The organism is Ichthyenterobacterium magnum (assembly GCF_003610635.1).
GTDB classification, from domain to species: Bacteria; Bacteroidota; Bacteroidia; order Flavobacteriales; family Flavobacteriaceae; genus Ichthyenterobacterium; species Ichthyenterobacterium magnum.
This window is the reverse complement of sequence record NZ_RAQJ01000001.1, coordinates 1,032,393-1,050,648: the sequence shown is the minus strand read 5'-3', so window position 1 is coordinate 1,050,648 and position 18,256 is coordinate 1,032,393. Positions and strand designations below refer to the sequence as shown.

The 18,256-nt window shown below is 34.0% G+C and carries 12 protein-coding genes; 10 read left to right on the top strand and 2 right to left on the bottom strand.

The genetic code is table 11. The annotated features are described in order from the left end of the window. The first annotated feature begins 1 nt into the window (after nucleotide 1). The 10 genes from BXY80_RS04970 to BXY80_RS04925 all read left to right on the top strand — a co-directional run bounded on the left by BXY80_RS04970 (nucleotide 2) and on the right by BXY80_RS04925 (nucleotide 8,081). Nucleotides 2-358, top strand: a complete 357-nt coding sequence (locus BXY80_RS04970) for a four helix bundle protein (protein ID WP_120200091.1) — start codon at nucleotides 2-4, stop codon at nucleotides 356-358. 30 nt (nucleotides 359-388) lie between these two features. Continuing rightward, a complete protein-coding gene (hemE, locus tag BXY80_RS04965) occupies nucleotides 389-1,411 on the top strand; it encodes a uroporphyrinogen decarboxylase (protein WP_120200090.1) in 1,023 nt (340 codons plus the stop codon). After that, a complete protein-coding gene (locus tag BXY80_RS04960) occupies nucleotides 1,404-2,156 on the top strand; it encodes an EI24 domain-containing protein (RefSeq protein ID WP_120200089.1) in 753 nt (250 codons plus the stop codon). The genes hemE and BXY80_RS04960 overlap by 8 nt, the downstream gene beginning before the upstream one ends. A 14-nt stretch (nucleotides 2,157-2,170) precedes the next feature. Then, the gene (locus BXY80_RS04955; RefSeq protein ID WP_120200088.1) at nucleotides 2,171-2,518 is read left to right on the top strand and encodes a 5-carboxymethyl-2-hydroxymuconate Delta-isomerase; all 348 of its coding nucleotides are present in this window, start codon (nucleotides 2,171-2,173) and stop codon (nucleotides 2,516-2,518) included. A gap of 94 nt (nucleotides 2,519-2,612) precedes the next feature. Further along, nucleotides 2,613-3,521, top strand: a complete 909-nt coding sequence (hemF, locus tag BXY80_RS04950) for an oxygen-dependent coproporphyrinogen oxidase (protein ID WP_120200087.1) — start codon at nucleotides 2,613-2,615, stop codon at nucleotides 3,519-3,521. Between the two features lie 27 nt (nucleotides 3,522-3,548). After that, nucleotides 3,549-4,538, top strand: a complete 990-nt coding sequence (hemB, locus tag BXY80_RS04945) for a porphobilinogen synthase (RefSeq protein ID WP_120200086.1) — start codon at nucleotides 3,549-3,551, stop codon at nucleotides 4,536-4,538. Nucleotides 4,539-4,564: 26 nt separating this feature from the next. Continuing rightward, the gene (locus BXY80_RS04940; RefSeq protein WP_120200085.1) at nucleotides 4,565-5,686 is read left to right on the top strand and encodes a CNNM domain-containing protein; all 1,122 of its coding nucleotides are present in this window, start codon (nucleotides 4,565-4,567) and stop codon (nucleotides 5,684-5,686) included. Beyond that, on the top strand, nucleotides 5,686-6,159 hold the full coding sequence (locus tag BXY80_RS04935) for a methylated-DNA--[protein]-cysteine S-methyltransferase (RefSeq protein ID WP_120200084.1): 474 nt from the start codon (nucleotides 5,686-5,688) through the stop codon (nucleotides 6,157-6,159). The genes BXY80_RS04940 and BXY80_RS04935 overlap by 1 nt, the downstream gene beginning before the upstream one ends. A 67-nt stretch (nucleotides 6,160-6,226) precedes the next feature. Continuing rightward, on the top strand, nucleotides 6,227-7,378 hold the full coding sequence (locus BXY80_RS04930) for a serine hydrolase domain-containing protein (protein ID WP_211328340.1): 1,152 nt from the start codon (nucleotides 6,227-6,229) through the stop codon (nucleotides 7,376-7,378). Then, a complete protein-coding gene (locus BXY80_RS04925) occupies nucleotides 7,368-8,081 on the top strand; it encodes a 3'-5' exonuclease (protein ID WP_120200083.1) in 714 nt (237 codons plus the stop codon). Before BXY80_RS04930 ends, BXY80_RS04925 begins: the two co-directional genes overlap by 11 nt. A 41-nt stretch (nucleotides 8,082-8,122) precedes the next feature. Here the strand turns inward: BXY80_RS04925 and BXY80_RS04920 are convergent, their stop codons facing one another. Continuing rightward, nucleotides 8,123-13,138: an immunoglobulin-like domain-containing protein gene (locus BXY80_RS04920; RefSeq protein ID WP_162843266.1), complete on the bottom strand. Its 5,016-nt coding sequence runs from the start codon at nucleotides 13,136-13,138 to the stop codon at nucleotides 8,123-8,125. A 205-nt stretch (nucleotides 13,139-13,343) separates the two neighbouring features. Then, entirely contained in the window at nucleotides 13,344-18,095 is a 4,752-nt protein-coding gene (locus tag BXY80_RS04915) for an immunoglobulin-like domain-containing protein (protein ID WP_120200081.1), read from the bottom strand. Nucleotides 18,096-18,256: the final 161 nt, after the last annotated feature.

Genomic DNA, 18,256 nt, shown 5'->3' with positions numbered 1-18,256 from the left:
AATGAGAGACTTTAGAAAACTTGAAATTTGGAAAAACGGAATTGAGCTTGTAAAACAAGTTTATCAATTATCTAATAAATTACCTTCAGAAGAAAAATTTGGTTTAAGAAGTCAACTAACAAGAGCGTCGGTTTCTGTTCCATCTAATATAGCAGAAGGCTGCAGTAGAAATAGTGAAATTGAGTTCAAACGCTTTTTAGAAATTTCAATGGGTTCATTATTTGAAGTAAACACACCATTAATAATAGCACAAGAATTAAGTTTTATAAAAAAAGATGAACTTGAAGCCATTTTTAGCTTAATTCAAAAAGAAGCAAGAATGATTAATAGTTTAATAAGTAAAATCAAAAATAGCTAGTAGCCAAAAGCTAATAGCCAAAAGCTAGATATGAAAAACGATTTATTTTTAAGAGCATTAAAAGGTGAAACCGTTGAGCGTCCTCCAGTATGGATGATGCGCCAAGCAGGACGTTACCTACCAGAGTTTATGGAAATCAAAGCAAAATATGATTTCTTTACGCGTTGCCAAACTCCAGAATTAGCTAGTGAAATCACTGTACAGCCTATTCGTCGTTATGGTATGGATGCTGCTATTTTGTTTAGCGATATTTTGGTGATTCCTCAAGCAATGAATATTGAGGTACAAATGAAACCAAATTTTGGGCCTTATTTACCAAATCCTATTCGCACACAAAAAGATGTAGACAATGTAATAGTTCCGGATGTAACTGTGGTATTAGATTATGTATATCAAGCGATAAAAGCAACCAAAGAAAAGCTGAATGATGAAATCCCATTAATTGGTTTTGCTGGTTCTCCTTGGACTATTTTATGCTACTGTGTACAAGGTCAAGGCAGTAAAAACTTTGATAAAGCTAAAGAGTTTTGCTTTACAAACCCAATTGCTGCACATACTTTACTTCAAAAAATCACAGATACAACCATTGCTTATTTAAAAGAAAAAGTGAAAGTCGGCTGTAATGCCGTTCAAGTATTTGATTCTTGGGGAGGCATGTTATCTCCAGTAGATTATCAAGAGTTTTCTTGGCAATATATACAGCAAATCATTGATGCTTTAAAAGATGATGCTCCAGTTATTGCATTTGGAAAAGGCTGTTGGTTTGCACTTAATGAAATGGCTAAATCAGGAGCGTCTGCTTTAGGTGTTGATTGGACTTGCTCTGCACGTAACGCACGTTATTTAAGTGGTGGAAATATTACTTTACAAGGTAATTTTGATCCAACACGACTATTTTCTCCACCTTCAGAAATTAAAAAAATGGTGCACCAAATGATTAACGACTTTGGTAAAGACAGATATATTGTAAATTTAGGTCATGGTATTTTACCAAATATCCCATTAGAAAACGCCAAAGCATTTATTGATGCTGTAAAAGAATATCGTGCTTAAAAATATTATAAAAGGAATACAAGCTTATACTGGAACATTTCAGTTGATTTCCAAACTTAAACTTTGGAAGTATTTCTTTATTCCAATGGCAATTAGTTTAGCTACTGCTATCTTAATTGGTGTTTCTGTTTATGGATTATCTGATAATGTTGGACGCTTTATTTCTAAAATTTGGGTTTGGGAATGGGGAAAAGAAACCTTTACATCTATAGGTACTTTTATTGGAGGACTAATAATTATTGTTATTGGATTAATCCTTTATAAGCATATTATTATGGCTTTATCAGCTCCATTTATGAGTCCTGTTTCAGAAAAAATTGAAACTCATCTTACAGGAATTGAAAAACACAACCATAGAAATACATCATTTAAACAACAGCTTTGGCGAGGTATTAAAATAAATATTAGAAACCTTGGTATGGAGTTACTATTAACAATTCCTTTACTGCTTCTAAAATTCATTCCTGTCGTTAATATTTTTTCTACAGTTTTGTTATTCTTACTACAAGCTTATTATGCTGGTTTTGGTAATATAGATTATACATTAGAGCGTCATTATAAATTTAAAGAAAGCTTACAATTTGTAAGACAAAATAGAGGTTTTGCTATCGGAAATGGGATTGTTTTTATGCTATTTCTTTTAATTCCAGTTGTTGGTGTAATTTTGGTGTTGCCATTGTCTGTAACAGCAGCTTCAAGTACAACTGTTGAATTACTTAATAACAAAAAACAAATCACACATTAATACTTTAATAGATTATGCCACATTTTGTAATTGATTGTTCGCAACATATTCTTGAAATAAAAGAACCACAAGCTATTTTACAAGAAGTTCATCAAGCTGCCAACGATTCAAACTTGTTTGAAGAAGCAGATATTAAAGTGCGATTAAATCCATTTAAAGAAAACTATCTTGTGGGCGGAAAAGAAGAAAATTTTATTCATGTATTTGCAAACATAATGGAAGGAAGAAGCACAGAAGAAAAAGCAAATCTTTCAAAAGATATAGTAAATAAACTTAAAATTATGTTTCCAAATATTCCCTTTATTGCTATTAATATAAATGATTTTGAAAAAGCAACATACAGAAATAAAGCAATGGTTTAACGGTTATGAAATGAGCATGTTAAAAGCTAATCAACTAAAGGAATTATTAATAGCGAATAGCATGTGACCTTTTAAAAACAATAACTATAAACACATGAAAGATAAATTTTTTAAATACATACACGAGCTTCAAGATACTATTACTTCTAAATTAGAAGCCATAGATGGAACTGCCAAATTTCAAGAAGACACATGGAAACGCCCAGAAGGTGGTGGCGGCAGAACTCGCGTTATAGAAAATGGAAGTGTTTTTGAAAAAGGTGGTGTAAACATTTCTGGTGTTCACGGAAAATTACCAGATAGCATGCAAAAATACTTTGGTGTTGAAGATGCCGATTTTTTTGCTTGTGGATTGAGCCTTGTTTTACATCCTAAAAACCCAATGGTTCCAACTGTTCACGCTAATTGGCGTTATTTTGAAATGTATGACCAAAAAGGAAACATTGTAGACCAATGGTTTGGTGGCGGACAAGATTTAACGCCTTACTATTTGTTTGAAGACGATGCAATTCATTTTCATCAAACCTGTAAAACAGCTTGCGATAAACATAATCTAGAATTTTACCCAAAATATAAAGCGCGTTGTGATGAGTATTTTTACAATACACATCGTAACGAAGGTCGTGGTATTGGAGGTTTGTTTTTTGATTATTGCAAAGCTTCAGAAGATATGAGTATGCAAAACTGGTATAATTTTGTAACCGAAGTTGGTAATAGTTTCCTCAACGCTTACGTTCCTGTGGTAGAAAAAAGAAAAAGCTTATCTTATACTAAAAAACAACGTGATTGGCAAGAAATACGTCGTGGTCGTTATGTCGAGTTTAATTTAGTGCATGATAAAGGCACTTTATTCGGACTTAAAACCAACGGAAGAATAGAAAGTATCCTCATGAGTTTACCACCACATGTGCAATGGGTTTACGACCACCATCCAGAATCTGGAAGTGATGAGGAAAAGCTAATAAACGTATTGCAAAACCCTATTGATTGGGTAAACAAATAAATACACCAACAACTAAACATTTTTAAAATGTATCCATTAAGACGAAATAGACGATTAAGAACTAACGAAGCAATAAGAAGTTTAGTAAGAGAAACTATTATTACACCAAACGATTTTTTAGTGCCTTTATTTGTAGTTGAAGGTAAAGGGATAAAAGAAGAAATTGCTTCTATGCCAAATTACTATCGTTACAGTTTAGACTTATTAGAAAACGAAGTAAAAGCCCTTTGGAAACTCGGTTTGAAATCTGTTTTACTATTTGTAAAAGTTCCTGATAACTTAAAAGACAACAAAGGCACCGAAGCATTAAACCCAAACGGATTAATGCAACGTGCTATAAAAACAGTTAAAAATGCATGTCCAGATATGTTGGTAATGACCGATGTAGCATTGGATCCTTATTCGGCTTATGGACATGACGGAATTGTTGAAAACGGACTAATCTTAAATGATGAAACTGCCGATGTTTTAGCAGAAATGAGTATATCTCATGCTCAAGCAGGTGCTAATTTTGTAGCGCCAAGTGATATGATGGATGGTCGCATTCTTACCATTCGCGAGGCTTTAGAAGATGAAGGATTTATTGATACAGGAATCATGAGTTACTCTGCTAAATATGCTTCGGCTTTTTATGGACCTTTTAGAGATGCTCTAGATTCTGCTCCAGTAGATATGGCAAATGTTCCTAAAGACAAAAAAACATATCAGATGGATTATGCCAATCGTTTTGAAGCATTACGCGAAACCGAAATGGATATTGACGAAGGCGCAGATATTGTTATGGTTAAACCTGGAATTGCTTACTTAGATATTGTTCGTGAAATCAAAAACGAAGTTGACGTTCCTGTTGCTGTTTATCAAGTCTCTGGAGAATATGCCATGATTAAAGCTGCAGCAGAAAAAGGTTGGCTAGACCATGATGCTGTAATGTTAGAACAAATTACAGCAATCAAGCGCGCTGGAGCAGATGTAATAGCAAGTTACTTTGCCAAAGATGTTGTGAAATTGATTTCGTAAATTAGTGCTCTAACAAACTACTATTAATGGCTTTACTTTTATTCTACGGAATTATTTCAATTTTCTTTTCATTCTTGTGCTCTATTCTAGAAGCCGTTTTACTTAGCGTTACACCTACTTTTATTAATGTAAAAAAGAAAGAAGGGAAAGCTTATGCTACTGCATTAGAAGGTTTAAAAAAAGATGTAGATAGACCATTAATAGCAATTCTTACACTTAATACTATTGCGCATACGGTTGGAGCTATTTTAGTAGGTGTACAAGCTAAAGTTGCTTATGCTGAGCTTTATGGTATGCAAACTAGGCGTTTTTTTGGAATTGAGTTTACAGAAGACTTAATGGTTGGTGTTGTCTCTTCAATTATGACCATTTTTATATTAGTAGCTTCAGAGATAATCCCAAAAACTATTGGAGCAACTTATTGGAAACAACTAGCAAATTTTACAACTAAAGCTTTAAAAATACTAATTGCGCCATTAAAATATACAGGCATTTTATGGCTACTTCAACTTACCACAAAACTTATTGGAGGTAAAGGTCATCATGGTAGTGTATTAAGTAGAGAAGACTTTCATGTTATGGCAGATATGGCTCATGAAGAAGGTGTGTTTCAAGAATCTGAAAGTAAAGTTATTAAAAACCTCTTGACTTTTAAAGATGTTATGGCAAAAAATATCATGACGCCTAGAACTGTCATGAAAACTGAAAACGAAACAACTACAGTTGAAGATTTTTTTAATAAAAACCTCAACCTTCGTTTTTCTAGAATTCCTGTTTATATCGATACCGAAGACAATATAAAAGGTCTTGTTTTAAAAGATGATGTGTTTAAAGAAATGGCTTTAGGCAATGGTGATAAAAAACTATCAGAAATCAAACGAAATATCATTATTGTAAATAGAGATATGGTAATACCAATACTATTTGAGCAACTTGTAGAAACAAGAAACCATATGGCTTTGGTTGTTGATGAATATGGTACTGTAAGTGGTTTAGTTACGATGGAAGATGTTATTGAAACCTTACTTGGCTTAGAGATTATGGACGAAAGCGATAATGTATCAGACCTTCAAGTACAGGCTCGAAAAAACTGGGAAGCTAGAGCAAAAAAATTAGGTATTTTAGACGACACAACTCCTGAAGAATAATGGAAACCTGCATGATAGAAACACCTTTAGGTATCGCTAAAATAATTGGTGATAATGAAGGTATTTCGTCTGTCTCAGTATTAAACTCTAACGAGGTAATAACTCATATCATTCCTGATGAATTACAAGATTGTGTGTATCAACTTCAAGAATATTTTAATGGCGACCGCAATCAATTCAACCTTAAATTAAATCCTCAAGGCACAGATTTTCAAAAAAGAGTTTGGGATGCATTAGAGCAAATTCCATATGGTAAAACAGTTTCTTATTTAGAGTTGTCTAAACAACTTGGCGACGTAAAAGCTATTAGAGCTGTTGCTAATGCCAATGGTAAAAATCCACTTTGGATTATTGTGCCTTGCCATCGTGTTATTGGTAGTGATGGCAGCCTAACAGGTTATGCAGGTGGCTTACACAGAAAACAATGGTTGTTAGAACATGAAAGCCCTTATAAACAACAATCTTTGTTTTAAATTCCTTTGCAAAAAGGAATATCATATTGAATAAAACTTTTATCTTTAAGTTATAAATTATTATCATATGACCTTTATTAAAAAACTCTTGAAATGGATTGTTGGAATACTTATAGCAATTATTATTACGCTTTATATTTTTGACTACGACTATATTCTAAAAGGAGTAAGAGTTGTTTACTTTACTGGCCATACAACTGCTTTTATAGATGATTACCCTTATTTTGAAAATGATGTTATAGAAAAAGGGAACAATCCAAGCCCTTGGCCAAATCATAAAAATTATAATTCAAAAAAAGAAACAATAGAATTAAATAAAATAAATAAAGAAAACGGAACTATAGCTTATGTCATTATAAAGAATGACAGTATTTGGTTTGAAAACTATTATGATGGTTTTAACGAGACATCTAAAACTAATTCGTTTTCTATGGCTAAAAGTATTACTTCCGCCTTATTGGGAAAAGCTATAATGCAAGGATTTATTAAGAGTTTAGATCAACCTATTAGTGACTTTTATCCCGAATATAGTTATGCAAAAACAACTGTTGGCGATTTATCATCAATGGCTTCTGGTCTAGATTGGGTAGAACATTACACAAGCCCTTTTTCTGTAACTGCACGCGCAAATTATGATGATGATTTAGCAGAAACTATATTAAATCAAAAAATAGTTGAAACTCCAGGAGTAGAGTTTAAATACTTAAGTGGAAGTACATCTTTGTTAGGAATGATAATTCAAAAAGCAACAGGTAAACCATTAGCGCAATATCTTTCTGAAAGTTTTTGGAAACCTTTAGGTGCTACAGAAGATGCTTTATGGCAATTAGATGATGAAGAGAACAGATTAGCAAAAGCGTTTACAAGTATTTCAAGTAATGCTAAAGATTTTGCGCGCTTTGGAAAACTCTATAAAGACCATGGAAAATGGAATGGGAAACAACTCTTAGATTCTGCTTTTGTTGCAAAGTCTATTACGCCGCGTTTTCCTGAAAACCCCATTTATGGTTACGGCTTTTGGATAAAAAAGATTGATGACAAACAGTTTTTTATGATGCGTGGTCATTTGGGGCAATATGTAATTGTAGAACCAAATGATAATATTATTATTGTAAGATTGGGGCACTCTAAAGGTCCTGGTGATGCTATCGCTTCATTTACAGATGACATTTCAACTTATATTGAAGAAGCTTATAAAATGTTAGGTTATGATCTCTAAACTCAATCTTGAAAATATTTTATTTCTGGATATAGAAACTGTTCCTGAGGTTCAGCATTTTTCAGATTTAGATACAACCAAGCAAGAGCTTTGGGAATTAAAATCACAATACCAGCGTAAAGATGAATTTACTGCCGAAGCGTTTTATGAACGCGCAGGAATTTGGGCTGAATTTGGGAAAATCATCTGCATTTCTGTAGGTTACTTTACATTTCAAGGTGATATAAGAACTTTTAGAACTACATCTTTTTATGGTGATGAAGTAAAAATTCTGAAGGATTTTAAAAACCTATTAATTTCACATTTTAGCCAAGCTAAACATTTATTATGTGCTCATAATGGTAAAGAATTTGACTTTCCATATATCGCACGTCGCATGATTATAAACAAGATTGAGTTGCCCTATAAGTTAAATCTATTTGGTAAGAAGCCTTGGGAAGTACCTCATCTAGATACTTTAGAATTATGGAAGTTTGGTGACTATAAAAACTATACATCTCTAAAACTATTAACTAATGTTTTAGGAATTCCTTCACCAAAAGATGATATTGATGGTAGTGAAGTATATCGTGTATACTATGAAGAAAATGAAATAGATAGAATTATCAACTATTGTGAAAAAGACACAATTGCAGTTGCTCAAATCTTTTTACGCCTTCGAGGAGACAGCATCTTGTCTAAAGATGAAATTATTCACATATAAAAAAAGCCCAGAAAAACATCTGAGCTTTTTTTACAATTATATTACTCTTTAATAAATCGTTTTATAATTGTTTTGTTTTTAGTTGTAAACTTTATTTGATAAAAAGCTCCTTCTAAATTTTCAATATTAATTGTATTGTTTTTCACTTTTCCTTTAGCGACAATCTGACCAACAGTATTATATATTTCATAACTCATATTAGTATAAGTAGTAACAACATTTAAGCTATTTCCTTTTACTGGATTAGGATATAGTTTAATAGTACTAAAATTGTAATCTATGTCTTTAACTTGCTGAAATCTTGCTGAACCACTTGATGTCGTTAAATTAATATTATCAATTGCTATATCTGCTTGCCAAGTACCTCCAGTAATTCTATTAAATCGTAATTGTATACTTTCTCCTGAGTATGAAGATAAATCTACGCTGTATGATTGCCATGAGTTGCCTTTATTTCCTGATTCGCTCCAAACACTAACCCAATTATTTCCATCGTCATTACTAACTTCAAGGGCGATTGTTCCCATATCTGTAGAACCATACATATGATAGTTAAAATCAAATTTTATTAATGTTTCGTTTGTAAAATCATAACATGGTGATGTAATAATTGCTTGTTTACTTGGATATCCAGTGCCATTACCAGAAGCTTCAACAAAAATATAGTTATTACCTTCTATTGCGCTTGATGGTCCTGTGTTGTTTGAAGGTGTTCCGTTAGCATCTACTGTCCAGTTAATGTCATCAGCTGTTGACTGTGACCATGCGCCTATAGAGTTCTCAAATCCTTCAGTATATGGATAAGTAGTTATTCCTCCAGAACATTGTGTTATTACAAATTCGCCTTCTACTAGACTCACATCATCTATTGCTATATCTGCTTGCCAAGTACTTCCAACAAAGCGATTAAATCGTAATTGAACGCCTCCTCCAACATAAGCCGTTAAGTCTACATTTGCTGTTTGCCATGAATTTCCTTTATTTCCTGTTTGATTCCAAATACTAGTCCATGTGTTTCCTTGGTCATTACTAATTTCTAAATCTATACTTCCCATATCAGATGCACCATACATATGATATTTAAAACTAAATGTTGCCTCTGATAATGCTGATAAATCAAAACAAGGTGAATTTAATATTGCTCTTTTATCTGGATAACCTGTACCATTTACTGATGCTTCAACAAAAACATAATATGCACCTTGAATTGCGCTTGCTGGACCAGTATTATTTGAAGGTGTTCCATTAGCATCAACAGTCCAATTAATATCATCATTTGTAGACTGCGACCATGCTCCTAAAGTATTTTCAAATCCTTCTGAATAAGGAAATGAAGATATGCCTCCTGTACAACCGTTAACTATTTCATTCACATTTACAGTTCGTGTAGCTTCTGTAGCTGCATTGCCTGCTGCATCACTTACATTATAAGTCACTACATATGTGCCTGCCAAACTAGTGTTTACAACATCACCTTCAACAACTATATTTGAGGTTATATCGCCATCGATATTATCGCTCGCCGTTGCGCCCAATTCTGTGTATGTGCCGCCTAAATCTAAATTTATTGTTGAAGAACCATTTAGCACTATTACTGGTGCCGTTGTGTCTGGTATCACATTTACAGTTCGTGTAGCTTCTGTAGCTGCATTGCCTGCTGCATCACTAACATTATAGGTCACTACATATGCACCTGCCAAACTTGTGTTTACTACATCGCCGCCTATTATTATACTTCCTGTTATGTCGCCATCGATAATATCACTCGCCGTTGCACCCAATTCTGTATAAGTGCTTCCTACGTCTAAATCTATTGTCGAAGAACCATTTAGCACTATTACTGGTGCAGTTGTATCTGGTATCACATTTACAGTTCTTGTGACTTCTGTGGCTGCATTGCCTGCTGCATCACTAACATTATAGGTCACTACATATGCACCTGCCAAACTTGTGTTTATTACATCGCCTCCTATTACTATACTTCCTGTTATGTCGCCATCGATATTATCTGTTGCTGTCGCACCTTGTTCTGTGTAAGTCCCTCCTACGTCTAAATCTATTGTTGAAGAACCATTTAGCACTATTACTGGTGCCGTTGTGTCTGGTATCACATTTACGGTTCGTGTTACTTCTGTGGCTACATTGCCTGCTGTATCACTAACATTGTAAGTCACCACATATGCACCTGCTGAACTTGTATTTACAACATCACCTCCTATTACTATACTTCCTGTTATGTCGCCATCGATATTATCTGTTGCTGTCGCACCTTGTTCTGTGTATGTGCCGCCTAAATCTAAACTTATTGTCGATGATCCATTCAATACAATTACTGGTGCAGTTGTATCTGGTATCACATTTACAGTTCGTGTTACTTGAGTAGCTGCATTGCCTGCTGCATCACTTACATTATAAGTCACCACATATGCACCTGCCAAACTTGTGTTTACAACATCACCTCCTATTACTATACTTCCTGTTATGTCGCCATCGATATTATCTGTTGCTGTCGCACCTTGTTCTGTGTATGTGCCGCCTAAATCTAAACTTATTGTCGATGATCCATTCAATACAATTACTGGTGCAGTTGTATCTGGTATCACATTTACAGTTCTTGTGACTTCTGTGGCTGCATTGCCTGCTGCATCACTAACATTGTAAGTTACTACATACGTACCTGCTGAACTTGTATTTACTACATCGCCGCCTATTACTATACTTCCTGTAATATCACCATCTATATTATCACTCGCCGTTGCACCCAATTCTGTATAAGTGCTTCCTACGTCTAAATCTATTGTCGAAGAACCATTTAGCACTATTACTGGTGCAGTTGTATCTGGAGCTGAGCTTTCAATTACAACTGTATAATCTTCAACTTCTCCATAAGTAAAAGAATCACAAGGTCCAGGTACTTGATTATATCTCATAGTAACACGCATCCGCGTTGAACTTTCAGTTGCAGATGTTGGAATAGTAAAACTCCCACTAACAGTAGTAGCTTGTGTATTTCCTTGTGACCAAACTTGCTCTCCAGAATCATTAAAATCTCCATCTCGATTGTAATCTATCCAAACTGAATATGCTTCATTATAAACTTGGCCCGTCCATGTTGGTGTTACAGTAATTGTATATTGAGAATCTTTAGTTAAAATGGTAGACTGACTTGTAAAGTCTGAATAAAACTGTGGACCAGAACTATTATCAATAGTATTGAGTTGAACCCTACTTATATATTCATCATTAGTGTTCGTACTCGCTGAATTACAATAGCTTAATTGAACATCTATTGTTGTAAAATTAATTGAAGCACTATATGGCGAATTACTTCCTCCTGTACATTTGCTTCTTACCTGAGCTTCATATTGTGTTTCAGCAATTAATCCAGATAATGATGAAGATGCAGAAGGTTCAGCATTTACAATCCAATTTGATGATCCAACTTCTCTATATCTTAAATCATAAGTTGACCCAGAAGACGCATCCCAAGTTAATGTTGCTGTTGTTGCTCCTATATTTGAAGCTACTAAACCTGTTGGTGATACAGCTCCTATTGGGGTTAATAAAACATCGGCTAATGTTACTGTCTGAAAATCTGAAATTATTTGATTGTTTAGCGTAAATGACTGGTAACAAGGCGCTTCAAAAATAATATCATAAGTTCCTGATTTTATTGGACGATAATAATCTCCATAAGGCAATTCTGTTGTTGTCCATGAACCTAAATCATCATGACCAACCATTTTTACGGTTGCTTCTATTGGGTTACCAGAAACGGCATCTTTAACTACACCTCTAAACCCATAAGTTCCTTGAACTAAGTAATCTATTAATGCCTCTTTATTAGATAACCAATAATTATCTAACAATGAAGCAGAAGGCGTTTTTACTAGTGACAATTCAATTGTACTTTCTTTAGCTTGATTTTCAAAATTCATGTAATCTTGACGTCCACCATTTACTAAATACCAATCTGCGCCATGCGTAATACCATTATTATTTATATCTGTAAAATAATTTGAAAAACCGTTATTAGCACCATCAGCCTGCACATTATTAGCATATTCACTACTAACATGAATCCACCAAGCGTCGTCTGGGTGTCTATTATAAGTATAGTCCCAAGGGTAATTAACTACTTCTGTACCGCCATGAAAGTTTGCAGAGACAACAAAATGCTTTGTTTCTGCCAAGTTCATAAATGCTAAAGTTTCGGTTTGATAAGCTTGATTATCTGGATGTAAAACTCCTGAAGGATCGGGGTAATTTCTATTTAAATCTACACCGTTAGCATTGGCACGCCTAGCATTAGCGACAGATGTATTTGAGGCACTATTATAGTATGTCCCATCAGGGTTTGCTAATGGATTAATCCATACTTCAGAATTATCTATTAAGTTTTTAACTCTTGCATGATCTGAATGCCCTACATCATTGTAAGCTGTGATAAAATAATCTATAAGATCTAGCATCATAGGGAAACCAGCTATTTCATCACCATGCATTGATGATGTATACATAACTCTAGGTTCTTGTTCTTGAGTTAAAACATTGTCTGATAATTTAATAAACAGTAGTCTTTTATTTCCGCCTCCAGCACCTTCTACTGTTCCTCCTATGTCTACTAACTCACATATTGATGGATTATCTGCGGCAAAATTAGCCATCTGTTGTGCATAATCTGCATAGGTTGGATACGAAGTAAGCGGAAAGGTTAAATTGTTTGCCCTGTATAATACAGAGTTAGAGCTTGACATTTGTACTGGACCAATTTCATTATCAATAGCATCAACTTTAAATGGAATGTTTCGTCTTAAAAATTCTTTAAATTGATTTTCATTCGCCCAAGCTTTTACCGTTTGAGTCTTGCTATCAAAGTTTACAATTGATAATTGACTTGTAATGCTTTTTAAATCTGATTGATTTTTAATCTTAAAGGTAAATGTGATTTCTCCTTTAGCCTTTAAGTAAGATTCCGCTTTATCCTTATGCTTATTTTGAGAAAAAGTAAAATTAAAGCATAAGATAACCACGATTAACAGTAGTTTTGTTTTCATATTCATTGGATTTAATAATTAACAGCTACTGTGAAATTAGTTATTATTAATTCAAAAAAAACACTTTATCCATAAAAAAATCGGTTAAACTTAAAATTTACGGAAAAACCGTAATTTTCTTTAAGATAAATCTTACTTGAGTGTTAAGCTAAAAAAAAAGCCTCGATAAATATCGAGGCTTTTCATTAAAGTAAATGGTTAGTGTTTACCTTCTCATAAACTTTTTAATCATGATGTCTTCTCCATCATTAACTTCAATAAAATACATTCCGGATTCTAGTTTACTAATATTAACTTTTCCTTCAGAACTTCCTCTATCTATGGTTTGCCCAACCATATTTTTAATTGTGTAAGAGAATTTTTCACCTTCTGGTAATTCAATATTAAGTACATCTCCTTTTACTGGGTTAGGATATAATCTGAAATCTTCTTCAAATCCTACAGAAGCATCTAATGATCCAACAAGAGCTAAGTTATCTTTACCACCTCTACCAGAATTTGTTCCTGTAATGGTAACTTGATCTATATAAATATAATCTTGATTTCCTGATGCATCACATCTAAATCTAAATCCAGAATTTACTGCAAAATTATACTGTGCTGGAGTTAAAGTTACTGTAGCATTATAGAAATTATTGTTTTCTATACCTGATCCAGCAACCCAAGAAGCTGCAGTAATATAGCTTGATCCATCATAGAATTGTAACCAAAAATCTTCGCCATTCTCCATACTTAGCACATAGAAATAGAAGTCAACCACAACTTGAGAATAAGGTGTCACATCTATATTAGACAACGTCATTGTAGATGAATTTGTATTATCTCTAAGTCTAATAGAGTATGATCCTTCATAAGATCTGCTGCCAGAATATCTAAAAGCATCGCTTCCTCCGTCAACCCAGCCATCCCAGCCAGTTTCAAAATAACCTTCATTTAATACAACATCACTTGTAGAACAAGGTGTGCAAGAAGAACCTCCACAATCAACTCCTGTTTCATCTCCATTTTGAATGCCATCATTACATGTTGGAGCAACAGGCTCTGATAAACTAACATTATCTATAGCTATATCTGCTTGCCAAGTACTACCAACAAATCTGTTAAATCTTAACTGAACTGTTCCACCTGCATAAGCACTTAAATCAACATTTGCTGTCAACCAAGAGTTTCCTTTGTTTCCAGATTCATTCCAGATGCTTGTCCAAGAGCCTCCATCATCAGTACTTGCTTCAAGAGTAATTGTTCCCATATCTGAAGCACCATACATATGATAGTCAAAACTAAATGTTGGTGTAGATAATCCGCTTAAATCAAAACAAGGCGAATTTAAAATCGCGCGTTTATCAGGATATCCCTCTCCATTAACAGATGCTTCAACATATACGTAGTAAGTATCTTGTGATGCACTTGCTGGTCCTGTGTTACTTGATGGTGTTCCATTTGCATCAACAGTCCAATCAATATCATCTGATGATGATTGCGTCCAAGCTCCTAATGTGTTTTCAAATCCTTCAGAATAAGGGAAGCTAGAAATACCTCCTGAACATCCTGAAGATGGTTCAGAAACATTTACTGTTCTAGTAACTTGTGCCGCTGTATTTCCTGCTGCATCACTAACATTGTAATTTATTGAATATGTTCCAGCCACAGCTGTATTTACTGAACCTGTTGTTACAATACTTGACGTTAAGTCTCCATCTACATTATCTATTGCTGTTGCGCCTTGGTCTGTATAAGAATCTCCTACAGTTAAATTAATTGTTGAAGCACCAACCAAAGTAATTACCGGTGCTACATTATCTACAACTTCATTAACATTTACTGTTCTAGTAACTGTATCTGCAGGATTACCTGCTGCATCGCTAACATTATAATTTATTGAATAGGTTCCTGCTAAAGCTGTATTTACTGAACCTGTTGTTACAATACTTGATGTTAAATCTCCATCTACATTATCTGTTGCCGTTGCGCCTTGATCTGTATATGAGTCTCCAACATTTATGCTAATTGTAGAAGCTCCTATTAAAGTTATAACTGGTTTTGTAGTATCTGCAATTACATTTATTGTTCTAATAACTTGAGTTGCTGCATTACCAGCTGCATCACTAACATTATAATTTATTGAATATGTTCCTGCTATAGCAGTATTTACAGAACCTGTTGTTACAATACTTGACGTTAAATCTCCATCTACATTATCTGTTGCCGTTGCGCCTTGATCTGTATAAGAATCTCCAACGTTTAAATTAATTGTAGATGCGCCATTTAATGTTATTACTGGCGCTATTGTATCAGGTCCGTTAGCTTCAACAATAATAGTATAATCTTCAACTTCACCATCGAAGTTTGTTTGACACGAAGTTGGATCTGAATTGTATCTTGCAGAAACCCTCATTCTTGTGCTTCCTAACTGAGCATTTCCAGGGACAGCAATAGACAAAGTTGGTAAAGCACCATTAGCTACATTACTTATATTACCTAAATCGTAAGCTTCTCCACTATCTCCGAAATCTCCATCTTTATTCCAATCAATCCAAGCAAATGCATCAACTCTATAATTACCATCTGTATTTACATATACAGTTAAATTTTCTGATGTAGATTGAGTAACTGTTGTACTTATATTAGTAAAGTCTTCATATCCGACATCTTTTGCTGGACCATCAGCATTATCTATTGATCCAAATATAACTCGTGAAACTCCTGTTTGATACGAAGTGTTTCCGCTAGATGCACAGTAATTTAATTGCACTTCTGTCGTTGTAAAATTAACCAAACTACTATATGCTGAATTACTTCCTCCAGTACATTTACTTCTTACCTGAGCTTCATATTGTGTTAATGCACTTAAGTTAGTTAATGCTGAAGAAATACCTGCAACCGCACTTGTTGTCCATGAAGATGACCCAACTGTTCTGTATCTTAAATCATATGTTGCTCCAGGTACAGCATCCCAACTTAAAGTTGCAGTTGTTGATCCTACACTAGAAGCTGCTAATCCATTTGGCACATTTGCATTACAAACTACCTGACCTGATATCGTAAAGTTTGAATTAGAGATATCAAAAAAGATATTATTTGCTCCTTTTACCATAACTCTATTAGTTGAACCTTGATTATTTGGCACTACTATATCATGAGATCCATCATTTGCAACTCCTGTTGCTAAAGCAATTGGATATGTATCTCCGCCATCGGTTGATAAAAATATATCAACATTTGCTGCATTAACTCCATTGCCTGTAGTTCCTGCTACATCCCATGTTACAGCTTGTGTTGAACCAGCACTCCATGTTACATTAGAGTTAGGTGTATTTACTACAAATGGTCCAGCGGTTCCGTTAACAGTAACTACCATATCATCACTATTATTATTTGCACCTCCAGCTCTGTTATCTCTAACTGTCATTCTAAAATTTAATGAACGAGCAACATTAGGAACTGCTTCCCATTGCCATGATGTAGCTCCAGATTTAATTGTAGATAATCTAGGGAAATAACGTTTTGTATCTGTTGTAGGGCTATAGGATCTAAATGCAACACCAGATGTTGCTGTTACACTTGGATATGTAGTTGATGCATTGTTCTCATCATATTGCTCCCAGCAATACGTTAATACATCTCCTCCATTTGAATCTGATCCAGAACCATCTAAAACAAAAGCTGTTCCTTTTGGAATTGTATAATTTAATCCAGCATTAGCTGTTGGCACAGCATTTCCTGTATTAGTATTTGTTTGACAACTTGTTGTCTTAATATAATCTGTTATTTGCTCTATTGATCTTGCGTGAAAATATGGATCACTATTAGATTGTACATCTGTAGCTCCAGTAATTCCTGCATAACCCATAATTGTAGAACCGCTTCCTGGCTCCATTTGAGCATTTGTCCCTTCATTACCATTAAATGTCCATGTGTGGTTTCCTCCAAATTGGTGCCCTATTTCATGTGCTACATAATCAATATCAAAGGGATCTCCTTCTGGATCTGTTCTAGATGTAAACCCGCTACCTTTTTGGTTATTTACACATACACAACCAATGCATCCAGCATTACCGTTATTTGATGCTCTAGCAAATAAATGTCCAATATCATAATTAGATTCGCCAATATTACTCGTTAATGTTGATTGTAATTGTCCATTATAACTACCCGAAGAAGTATAAGGATCATTACCTGAGTTTGTATAAATTACAGTATCGTTATTGGCAATTAAAACCATAGTAACATTAAACTCATTTTCAAAAACGCCATTTACACGAGTCATTGTTGCATTAATTGCTGCTAATGCTAGTGCTTTTGTTCCTCCATGATAAGCTGTGTATTCTCCAGTTGTAGAAACAGCTAATCTATATGTTCTTAAAATACCGTCATCAGCATTTCTATAAGCAACATCATTTCCATTATCAAAACTTCTGTTCATACTATCAGTAACAGAACATTCAAAATCGTTTGTGTAATCTATTTTATCTGCTCTTTTAAAAACTACATACTGACTTAAGTCTTCTGTATAAGCCTCAATAAAAGAAGCTGGTTTGTTAGCTGATAATCTCATACTTTGAAATCCTAAAGGCGATACACTAAATCTAATTACCGAAGTAGGATCTTCAATGCCTTGTCCTGCATAAGATTTAATATCTGGATATCTTTCTGCTAAATCTGGGTGAAGAACAGATGCTTCAACAATTCTGAAACTTTCAAGCTTTCCTTCAGAATTAGGAAACGACAAAACCACATTAGATGGTGTTGAAAATTGTTTTCTCTTTGGGGCTTCAATTAAAGCCTGCTTTAACCCTTCGATATTTAAATTAAAAATCTGGGTTTGAGGTAAATTTTGTTTACTAAATTTAATTCTAGATGTTTTGTCAAATGATTGTTTTTGCCAAAGTGCTTTACTTTGTGACATAGCAAAACTTGTACTCATTAATACAATGAGCAAGAGTAATTTAATTCTCATGTTAGATGGTTATTAAAATGGTTAAACGAATTTTGATAATTCTTTTGTTTTTATGTTTTAAAAATAAATTTTTCGTAAAAAAAGTATTCATATTATTTTTAAAACCGCATGAAAGTATTAAAATTTTATTAATATGAAAATTTAATTTTGACGTTTTCGTT